Source organism: Candidatus Binatia bacterium (assembly GCA_036382395.1).
Classification (GTDB): Bacteria; Desulfobacterota; Binatia; order HRBIN30; family HRBIN30; genus JAGDMS01.
The window spans coordinates 1-8,868 of the sequence record DASVHW010000074.1 but is presented as its reverse complement, the minus strand read 5'-3'; the positions used below and the strand labels follow the sequence as shown (position 1 = coordinate 8,868).

General features: G+C 62.2%; 12 protein-coding genes. 4 read left to right on the top strand and 8 right to left on the bottom strand.

The genetic code is table 11. From position 1 onward, the window contains the following. The first annotated feature begins 522 nt into the window (after positions 1–522). Both VF515_04000 and VF515_03995 read left to right on the top strand, forming a co-directional pair. Positions 523–852 carry a DUF4258 domain-containing protein gene (locus tag VF515_04000; protein ID HEX7406798.1) on the top strand — a complete coding sequence of 110 codons (330 nt, stop codon included), beginning with the start codon at positions 523–525 and terminating at the stop codon, positions 850–852. Then, positions 849–1,085 (top strand): YgiT-type zinc finger protein, encoded by a 237-nt coding sequence (locus VF515_03995; GenBank protein HEX7406797.1) that lies wholly within the window; start codon positions 849–851, stop codon positions 1,083–1,085. The genes VF515_04000 and VF515_03995 overlap by 4 nt, the downstream gene beginning before the upstream one ends. Before the next feature lie 1,160 nt (positions 1,086–2,245). Here VF515_03995 and VF515_03990 read toward each other — a convergent pair. The 7 genes from VF515_03990 to VF515_03960 all read right to left on the bottom strand — a co-directional run bounded on the left by VF515_03990 (position 2,246) and on the right by VF515_03960 (position 6,494). Continuing rightward, the gene (locus tag VF515_03990) at positions 2,246–2,542 is read right to left on the bottom strand and encodes a type II toxin-antitoxin system RelE/ParE family toxin (GenBank protein ID HEX7406796.1); all 297 of its coding nucleotides are present in this window, start codon (positions 2,540–2,542) and stop codon (positions 2,246–2,248) included. After that, positions 2,539–2,793 (bottom strand): hypothetical protein, encoded by a 255-nt coding sequence (locus tag VF515_03985; GenBank protein ID HEX7406795.1) that lies wholly within the window; start codon positions 2,791–2,793, stop codon positions 2,539–2,541. Before VF515_03985 ends, VF515_03990 begins: the two co-directional genes overlap by 4 nt. A 435-nt stretch (positions 2,794–3,228) precedes the next feature. Further along, the gene (locus tag VF515_03980; protein HEX7406794.1) at positions 3,229–3,933 is read right to left on the bottom strand and encodes a HEAT repeat domain-containing protein; all 705 of its coding nucleotides are present in this window, start codon (positions 3,931–3,933) and stop codon (positions 3,229–3,231) included. A gap of 67 nt (positions 3,934–4,000) precedes the next feature. Continuing rightward, on the bottom strand, positions 4,001–4,495 hold the full coding sequence (locus tag VF515_03975) for a periplasmic heavy metal sensor (GenBank protein ID HEX7406793.1): 495 nt from the start codon (positions 4,493–4,495) through the stop codon (positions 4,001–4,003). An 11-nt stretch (positions 4,496–4,506) separates the two neighbouring features. Further along, positions 4,507–5,010: a hypothetical protein gene (locus tag VF515_03970; protein HEX7406792.1), complete on the bottom strand. Its 504-nt coding sequence runs from the start codon at positions 5,008–5,010 to the stop codon at positions 4,507–4,509. After that, positions 5,007–5,654 (bottom strand): RNA polymerase sigma factor, encoded by a 648-nt coding sequence (locus tag VF515_03965; GenBank protein HEX7406791.1) that lies wholly within the window; start codon positions 5,652–5,654, stop codon positions 5,007–5,009. Before VF515_03965 ends, VF515_03970 begins: the two co-directional genes overlap by 4 nt. A 351-nt stretch (positions 5,655–6,005) precedes the next feature. Further along, complete coding sequence (locus VF515_03960) at positions 6,006–6,494, bottom strand: hypothetical protein (protein HEX7406790.1); 489 nt, start codon at positions 6,492–6,494, stop codon at positions 6,006–6,008. 245 nt (positions 6,495–6,739) lie between these two features. Here VF515_03960 and VF515_03955 point away from each other — a divergent pair, with 245 nt between their 5' ends. Together VF515_03955 and VF515_03950 are read left to right on the top strand one after the other, a co-directional pair. Beyond that, on the top strand, positions 6,740–6,886 hold the full coding sequence (locus tag VF515_03955) for a hypothetical protein (protein ID HEX7406789.1): 147 nt from the start codon (positions 6,740–6,742) through the stop codon (positions 6,884–6,886). A 138-nt stretch (positions 6,887–7,024) separates the two neighbouring features. Continuing rightward, positions 7,025–7,822, top strand: coding sequence for a hypothetical protein (locus VF515_03950; GenBank protein ID HEX7406788.1), 798 nt, complete (start codon positions 7,025–7,027; stop codon positions 7,820–7,822). 421 nt (positions 7,823–8,243) lie between these two features. Here the strand turns inward: VF515_03950 and VF515_03945 are convergent. Then, positions 8,244–8,868, bottom strand: a 625-nt coding sequence (locus VF515_03945; protein ID HEX7406787.1) for an ABC transporter permease, incomplete at its 5' end; no start/stop codon positions are given.

The following is an 8,868-nucleotide window of genomic DNA, read 5'->3' as shown; positions in this document are numbered from 1 at the left end:
CGGCTGGTGATGCTGAGCGCGGTGTTCTTTGGTGCCGTGCATGATGCGCAGGCTGTGAGATAACGTAATGCGGCGCGAGGATGAGAGCCGGAACGGTTCCGGCTTTGGCGGGTTTTTAGGGGCTTTTTCGGGACAATCCGGGAATGGTCATGACGGCCGTAAGTAACTGAATTTGCAGATTTTCCCTTCATTTCTGCGGCCTTCCGCGCCGCGGCGTTCTTAGCTTCCCAAGCTGGACGTCGCCGGTTCGACCCCGGTCGCCCGCTCTTTGTCTAAGCCACCGATTGCGCGTTCGTTTCTCGACACGGCGCGCTGTGCGCGAGATTGCCAAGGTTCCCGGGGTTCCCAGTTTGGGCCGGACGTCGGCTTCAGGACCATCGTGCATACATGCGGTCGAACCGACCCGGCCGCATCCCCAACGTACCTTGTTTCTGCTACGAAAGAGCGCTGACGTATCGGAAAGCCATCTGATGTATGCGTTGCGTGCCATACCATCTGACGCCGTGAGGGAGTGAATTTCGCGTGGCTTCCGACCACATACCGGCGCGAATCCGAGGCCTCGTGCGACGCAGCCGCTATCGGCTATCCCTCCACGCCGAGCACGAACGCGATGCCGATTGCATTCGGATGTCTGAATTGGAGGAAGCGCTGTTGTCTGAGCGTCTGGAACTGATCGAAGATTATCCCGAGGATCCGCGCGGTCACTCGCATCTTCTTTTAGGCTTCACGCAGGCGGAGAAGCCGATCCACGCGGTGTGCTCCGAACATGAGGGCGTGCTGGTGATCATCACGGTGTATCGTCCGGATCCCAAATTGTGGCAGAATTACCGCAGCCGTAAGGAGAAGAAATGAAGACGTGCTACTTCTGCAAGGGCCCGCTCTGCGTTCGCCGCATCGAACACATGCATGAGTGGGGCGGCGAGCGCTTCCTCATTCGCAACGTGCGTGGCGAGGTCTGCACCCAGTGTGGCGAGACATTCCTGGCGCCGGCAACACTGAAGCAAATCGATCGATTGGTAACCAAAGGCCGGCCGAAGGAGCATGTCTCCGTGGCAGTGTTCGATTTGAAGTCCCGCGCGGCTTGAACCCGCATGGAGGTCGGCAACTGTTCGTTCCTTGAGGAAGGCCATGCTGCAGAAGACGGTGCCGAAACGGCGTAGTTGGGCCAGCATCAAGCGGGCGAAAGCCGACAGCGAAAAACGTCGCGTTGCCTATTGCGAGGCCAAGGAGGCCTTCGAGTTGGCGGAACGGGTACGGCAGGCACGCGAGCTTGTAGGCCTGACCCAGGCGGAGCTGGCGTCCCGAATCGGCAGCACGCAACCGGCCGTTGCGCGCTTGGAAGCAGGAGGCAGCCCCCCCGAGCGTTGTAACGTTCCGGCGCATCGCCACTGCCCTTGGCCTGGAGCTTGTGGTCGAGCTGCGCGGTCGCCGTGTCGCAGTGTGACGGTCGCCGGACGTAATGGGGCGGACCCCACCACCGAGACGTTCGAGTTATGCACCTGCGGGCGTACGCAGCGGCCACAGCGCAAGTTGTCGGGGCACGACGAGCCCTATAATTCCAAATTCAATGGCTGACCCCCGGCTTTTCTCCTGTTAGCATCCAGTAGAACGTTCCGTCTCTAGGCGCGTAGGATTTGCGCAAGCGTCTTGGCTCTGACGTACAGCCCTTCCCATTCACCGGCCTGGCTGCCTCCACGGTCAAAGGCTCGCTTGGTAACCATATCGTCGTTTCCCCCAATTTTCGACCTGCAGGCAACAGCCGCGGATTCCGCGGAGACACCCCAGGGGCTGGTCGGGGAGAATCCGGGAAATTGGGGGAGCCCGATCGTTCGATCGCGATGATGCTGAAACCCTTGAGCCACACGGATGTCCTGCGTCTTCTGGCTCCTCGCCGCTCTGGTGCGAGGTTGGTTCAAATCCAGCATGTGCACTGGCCTAATCGGGTGCCGGTTCTGGTGCCGGTTGGGAAATGAAAATGAGTGAAAAGTAGTGGGCGGCAGAGACAGGCGATCATGGCTAAATCCCCGCCGATGAAGGAAGTCCTTGTAGTTCCTTGATTCTTGGAACACGCCGGTACGGCCTTCTAAGTCTAAACCGTAGGTCGGGCCTCCTGGCGCGTTCCCCTTTTCTCGCTTACCAACGCTTACCAAGGGGACATTCACGGTGAGCGACCGCACACCTCCGCGACCCTCGGAATGCCGATCGAATTGGCGACGGCTCAACGCGAGCAGGTCACCTTGCCATCCTAGGTTTCTGGAATCTCCGGCTTCTCCTGCGCCCCGTGCCAGACACGGAGAATGCGAAGTGGGTGCACGTCCGGGTTGTAGATGATCTCCCACGAATACACGGGGTGGAAGAGAAATCGACGGGGAAGTAGCGTCGGGCGCGGATGTCCCATGCGGGGGTGCGACGCGATGAGCGCAAAGGTCTGCTCGATCTCGTTGACGATGCGGTCCGCTCTGTCGAGATCGTCTTCCGCGATCAGATTCCAGAGTTCGAGCAGATCGAGGCGCGCCGCTGGGGCGACCTCATACGCGCTCATTGCGCTTTGCGGCGGTCGGCACTCAGCTTGCGCAGCTCGGTGAAGACCTGCTCGCCCGGAATGCCCTCGCCACGTGCGCACGCGGCATCCGCTTCCAGAACGGAGCGGCGAAGGGCGAGGCGTTCGTGTTGCGAGAGGATGGCGGTGCGGATCGCTTCATCAGCGTCCGTGAACTCGCCGGCGCGAACATCTTCCTCGATCGTTTTCCGGAGATCCTCCGGAAGGGTTTCGATGATGTCGGCCTTCTGCATACTTTCAGTCTACCACCACCAGTCACCCCTGCCAATCTTCGCGCACGACAGCGTCAAGGGATGGCGAATTGCCGACCTCGATCGAGGCCGGAGAAAACCGGGAACCGTTCCCGGCTTTTTGGGCTTATGCGAGATCTTTCGGGACAATCCGGGATGATCCCAAGGCCACTTAACCCACTGAAAACGCGAGATTTACTTTAGTTTCCGCCGAGATCGCGAAACGCGCTGTTTCACCTTCCCAAGCTGGACGTCGCCGGTTCGACCCCGGTCGCCCGCTCTTTCCTCGCCTTGCTCTGCGCCGTTCTCCCCACGGCGTGCTCTTTAGCGGACTTCTGATCCTCCGGTTCAGGCCGTGCCGTACGAGATCCGACTCGGCGTGGGCTGGGGTCGACCCCGAGGTGATGGGGCGCACCGGGGTTGTCGCGGTGACAGTGCTCAGTGCTGCCGACGGTGACCCTGTTGCGCTGGCGGCGGTTCGTTGGGGTTGAGGAAGGCCGCTGACGGATCCGTCATGTCGCCGCGGATCAGCCCGTGGTGCGCCTCGATCTTGCTTTCGGCCTTGGTGGCCACCCGACGCACCGCCTGGTCCTCGTCGGTCTGCGCGATGTGCTCCAGCACGCCGACCGCCTCGGGCGCGCCGATCTCGCCGAGCGCGAAGACTGCGGCGCCGCGGGTAGCCGCGTCGAGATCGCGCTGTAACAATTCGATCACCGGTTGCACCGCGCGCGCGTCACCGATCTTCCCGAGCGAGGCGAGGATGAGCTGCTCCATGCTGGCGTCCGTCGTGCGCACGATCAGGCACTGCACCAGAGTCGGCGTGCTTTCGCTGGCCCGTACGTCGCCGAGAATCTGTATCGCCTTCGCCTGCACGCGCACGTCCAAGTCGCCAACCGCCTTGATCAGATACTCGGTCGCCTTGCTGTTCTTCGAGATGCCTAGCGCCTTCACCGCATCCAGGCGCTTGTCCGGGTCATCGCTTGACAGTTGTTTCGCGGCGTCATCGATCGATGTGCCCTTCGCGCTCTTGTCAGAGTGCTGGCGCATGTGGGGACGGTTCATCTGCGCCACGGCGGCACCCGCGACCAAGGTCAGCACCGCCAGCGAGAGTGGCAGCTGTCGCGTGACGCTTACGGGCCACATCTCGTCGCCTTCCAAGGGGTTGAATCCTGCGCCCGATCAACGGGCCACGAGGAGCATCGAGGCCCGGTCAGTCGTTGGCCTCGAAGATGCTGCGCATCTCGGCGTGGAGCTTCTGGATGCGCTCATTCAACTGCGAGACCTTGGCGAGTTGCTCGGGCGTCAGAATGGCGCGGATCGACAGCGCCGTCTTCACCCCTTGTTCCATCAGCTGTTGCCGCAATTGGCTGATCTGCTGCACCTGCGGGGTCAGATCCGCAGCCTGAACGGTCCCGGCCGCAAAGAGCTTATTGCTGAGCTGGCCGTTGGCGGCCTCCAGCTGCGTGAACAGGGTGCGCAAGGCCTGGCGGTCGGTTTCCATGATGGTTTGGACTTGCTTGGTCTGCTCAGGGGTGAGCTTCGCGTGCTTGAGGACCAGCGGCAACATCATGGCCCCGCTATCGCCGAACATCCGTGCATGCCCGTGCCCCGTCATGGGAGGTGCTCCGAGCGGCTGTGCACGTGCCACTACTGAGCAGAGGGTCATGAGCGTCAGCCCCACCAGCACCAAACGACTTTTCTTCATCGTATTCTCCTTCAGTCACTCGCTTCGAAGAGCAGCACCGACAGCTGGTCATTGCATTCGCCGTTGAAATACCGATCCTGGGTGCATGCCCACCCTGCTTCGAGCGCGACGCCGAGATCGGCCGGCTCAGATTCGACCTGCGGAAAATCACCCGCATCGGCGCTCGCAAACAGTGCAGCGGAAACATCGGCTGCGAAGCCCGACACATTGGTGCTCCGTGACGTCATCGGCAGCGGCGTGGGTCGGCGTAGGGAGATCACACTCACGATTGCCGCGAGGAGCACCACGAAGGCCGCGACAGGTGCCCATCCCATGCGCCAGCGAGGTAGACGGCTGGTCAGCAGCGTAGGTGGCGGCGTTTTCGTGAGAATCGCATCGATCGCATGCAGGTCATCGACCAGGGCATCGTAGCGCTCGGCGCAATCGGCGCACAGCCGCAGGTGGGCGTGCTCGACGCCGGTGGCTTCTTTCTGACAGGCCCGCAGCAGGGCTGGCTCGCTCAGACATCGGTTCATCGCAAACCTCCCAACGCCTTCCGCATCTGGTGCACGGCACGATAGAGATGGCGCTTGATACTCCCGGGGCTTACACCGAGCATCTCCGCCACCTCCGCGGTGGGGAAACCTTCCAGATGGCGCAAGACAAACACTTCTTGCTGCCGGGATGAGAGTTGCCGAAACGAGTGCCATACGTCTCGGCGTCGCTCACGACTGAGGACCTCCTGCTCGGGAGTGAATCCATGACCTGGAAGCTCGGCTTCCTCGAATGCCTGGTGGCGCTCGCGCCACCACTTCCACCACCCGGAGCGCCGCCGATCACGACAAGCATTCACCGTCACTCGCGTCAGCCAGGGTCCCCAGGCGATCGTGCTACTACTCAGCTGATGCTGGCGGAACAGCTTGAGGAACACTTCCTGACTGACGTCGTCTGCCTCATCCGCATCGGACAATAAGAGCCGGCACAGGCGCAGCACGCGCCCGCGGTGGGCTTGATACAGCTCATTGTACTCCGGTACGTCGTCCCTGACCGATTCCAGAGGAACGTCCTTCCTGTGCTCTACGGCTGCTGATGAACGCCGCGCATCCTGCATTGCCAAGGCGGTGATTGGGCCTGAGACATCGGTCGTGCGCGGTGATCGCACCTGGATCGGGCTGCTCATCGCCACCGGGGTAAGCGGTTGGCGGATTCGGTCCCGAGACCGGGGAACCACGCGCTGGGCGGGCGGGCCGCTGGGGGGGCGAAGAGACGGCCTGCCCAACCCAAGACGTGGTGGGGGAAAGCCCGCGACCGGTGCACCATACGCCGGTTGCGGGCGGAAATCAGAACGTGATCCACACAAGGCCTCTGGGTCGAAGTAACGAACGAACACGCCGCTGGGTTGACATGTCACGGTACTACGCCGCCGCCGAGCGCGCCACCCAGGGTATCAACACCCAGAGGGTGCATGGTCCACCGCGTGTCTCGGGCGGCAGGGGTCGTCGTACCGCAACAAGACTATCTGTTAGCTGATTCACTGCCCGCCGTTCGGGCCCGCCGGACCGTGGTGATGGTGATGCCCGTGGTGCTGGGCCAGCAGATCCTGACACTGCGGATACGTGTTAGAGAGCTCACTCTGATGTTCGCGCAGGCACTTGCCGATGTCACGGGGACCGGTGATGCCACTGCAGTAGGTTGTCACGGCGCCCCCGCAAGCCGTTTTCCAGGCATCTACCTTGGCTTGCATCTTGGTCAGATGGGCCTGGCACTGGTCCGAAAGCGTGACACCCTTTGACGTCGCGGCCTCCTGGAGACAGCTCGCAAACGCACCTGGGCCGGGCGTGAGGTTCGGGCAGAGCGTCGCCAGACAATCGCGGAAGCTGCCGGGGCCGGGTGTGACGCTGGGGCAAAGCGTCTGCAGGTCCTGACGACAAGCGCCTCCGCCATGGTGGCCGTGTGCCAGAACTGGTGCCGTCGTCAACGCCACGGCGAGCGGCGCGATGAGCATGATGAACTTGGACATTCCGATTACCTCCTCCTTGCTTCGTGATGGTGCGCCTTGCGGCACGCTGTGGAGCAACGTGCACGCTGACGCAACGCCGTCTTCATGCTCGGTATAACGAGTTCACAGCCACCTGGGTTGACGTCACTCGCGCCGGCCATTTACATTCGCTGATGTCAACCGATGCGGCGGTTGGCCCGTTACTGGTACGGACATCGAAAAAATCGCCCCGCGTTCCACCGCGGCGGCATAGGAGGAGAGAGCGCATGCGACGAGTTGCAACCTTGGCTTTTCTGGCTCTGTTGGTCTTCGGCAGGTTTTCCACCCTGAGCAGCCACTGGCGGACCGTGGCCGCAGATCAAGGCGGTGACAGCGGTGATGACAGCGGAGATGATGACGGCGACGACAGCTGAAGCGCCGTCAGTCGGGCACTGCACGAAGACGGGATCGACCCGTTGCCAGTAGCTGCCCGCCGCTCTGGGCTGCTTGTGTGTAGTTCTGTTGGAACAGCCGCGTCTGGCGATGGGGTGCGGTGTGCCGAGCGACGGCTGGTGAAGTGTCTTTTCCCCGTGCTGCTCCTCGCGGCAGCTTGCGGCGGCGGTGCGAGCACCGCCGGGCCCGTGATCAGCAACGTTACCATCGCCGGAAGCCAAGCGGATGAAATATTATCCCTCGCAGGCACTGGTTTCGGTAATCCCGGCGTGCAGGTATCGCTGCCCTACTTGGGCGACTTGCCCAACTTCCGCCTCTTTGACCTGGCCCAAGTCGGACAGGGCGAATGGGGGTACACCGGCGATGCGAATGGGCTCGCGTATCTCTCTTGGAGCGACACGCAGATCGTGGTGAGCGGCTTCGACCGGAGTCCAGGAGACGCAATCATTCTTGCCGTGTGGAACGATTCCGGGCAGGGTGCCACGTGGGGTGGAAACGTGCCCTTCACATCCGCGGACACACCGAGCATCACGGCAGTGCAATTCTCCGGCGCGGGACAGAACCTGCACATAACGGTGCGCGGGTCGGGGTTCGGGAGCGCGCCGGTCGCGATGCCGTACACCGGGGATCTGGACCATTTCTTCTTCGAGGACGACAGGACCCCGTGCAGCGGAGCAGCGCTCTTCAATGCAGGCTGGACGTTCTGGGGAGCACTGCCCGCCTCAGTCGTAACATTGCAGTATGCGTCGTGGTCGGACACCGAGATCCAGATCAGCGGCTTTGCCGGACAGTATGGGCAGGGGTGCGCGACCGTCGAGGCGGGCGATCCGGTGGCCATCGCGGTGTTCAACAGTGCTGCTGTCGGGCCAGGTGGAGCCCAGACGGCGTGGGGAGGAGTCGTACAATCGACGCCGTGATTCGGGGAGCGCTCACCGCAGGGTTGCCGTGGACCATGGTGGTCTTCTCAAGTTGCGCACCTCGGAAAATGGGAAGAGTCGTGGATACTGCTGTCAGGAGCGCGATGGCGGATTCGTCGCGTTGGCTGGTGCTGCTTGCGTTTGGGCTGTTGGTCAGTAGCTGCGCCATGGCGCACCAGGCACCCGACTTAGCGAGACCCCCGGTGCAGTCGCGTGAGTCGTGCGCGCAATGGTGTGACGCCGTCGTGGCGACCTGTATGAACCGGTGTCAGCACGATATGCAAGAGTGCCAACACGAGTGTGATGCGCAGCGGAGCGAGTGCCTGAAGAGCTGCGGTCGTGGATGGCGGTGATGTGGCAGGCTGAGGGCTCTCTGTGGCCCCTCCGAATATCTCTCCTTCTTTACAGCGCACGGCTGTGCTCATTCCACCAGCGTCGGGTACAGCCTCACGGCGACCATTAGCAGCACGGCGAACACTGCGAACAACACTGCGAAATCTACGCCGTAGCCATGTACGCTTTCACCTCCCACGATCATAAGCCCGCGTAGCGCGTCGACCAGGTAGGTGAGGGGATTGAGCTGCGCGACGATGCGTAGCCAGCCGGGCATGAGGTCCAATGGATAGATCGCGTTGCTTGCGAAGAACATCGGCATCGTGAGGAGTTGGCCTATCCCCATGAAGCGCTCGCGCGTCTTCACGATGCACGCGATGATGAGCGAAAAAGTAGAAAAGAGCCCGGAGCCCAGCAGCACGCCGGCCAGCACGCCGAAGATGGCCTGTGGCTCGTGCCGGATCGTGACGTGCATAACGAACGCGATGAGATAAATGACGGCCGCCTGCACGAGGCCGCGGAATCCGGCGGAGACCGCTTTGCCGAAAACCAGCGAGCTTCGCCGGGCGGGGCTCACCAGAAGCTTGTGCACGACACCGAGATCGCGCTCCCAAATCACTGCGATGCCGTAGAAGATTGCGCTGAACAACACACTCTGGGCGAGGATTCCAGGTGTGATGAATGCGAGGTAGCCAACCTCTCCGGTGTAAATG

Excerpts from the sequence above, each read along its gene's own strand:
- VF515_03995 (HEX7406797.1), top strand. The coding sequence starts at position 849 with ATGAAGACGTGCTACTTCTGCAAGGGCCCGCTCTGCGTTCGCCGCATC.
- VF515_03990 (HEX7406796.1), bottom strand. The coding sequence starts at position 2,542 with ATGAGCGCGTATGAGGTCGCCCCAGCGGCGCGCCTCGATCTGCTCGAA.
- VF515_03985 (HEX7406795.1), bottom strand. The coding sequence starts at position 2,793 with ATGCAGAAGGCCGACATCATCGAAACCCTTCCGGAGGATCTCCGGAAA.
- VF515_03980 (HEX7406794.1), bottom strand. The coding sequence starts at position 3,933 with ATGTGGCCCGTAAGCGTCACGCGACAGCTGCCACTCTCGCTGGCGGTG.
- VF515_03975 (HEX7406793.1), bottom strand. The coding sequence starts at position 4,495 with ATGAAGAAAAGTCGTTTGGTGCTGGTGGGGCTGACGCTCATGACCCTC.
- VF515_03970 (HEX7406792.1), bottom strand. The coding sequence starts at position 5,010 with ATGAACCGATGTCTGAGCGAGCCAGCCCTGCTGCGGGCCTGTCAGAAA.
- VF515_03965 (HEX7406791.1), bottom strand. The coding sequence starts at position 5,654 with ATGAGCAGCCCGATCCAGGTGCGATCACCGCGCACGACCGATGTCTCA.
- VF515_03960 (HEX7406790.1), bottom strand. The coding sequence starts at position 6,494 with ATGTCCAAGTTCATCATGCTCATCGCGCCGCTCGCCGTGGCGTTGACG.
- VF515_03955 (HEX7406789.1), top strand. The coding sequence starts at position 6,740 with ATGCGACGAGTTGCAACCTTGGCTTTTCTGGCTCTGTTGGTCTTCGGC.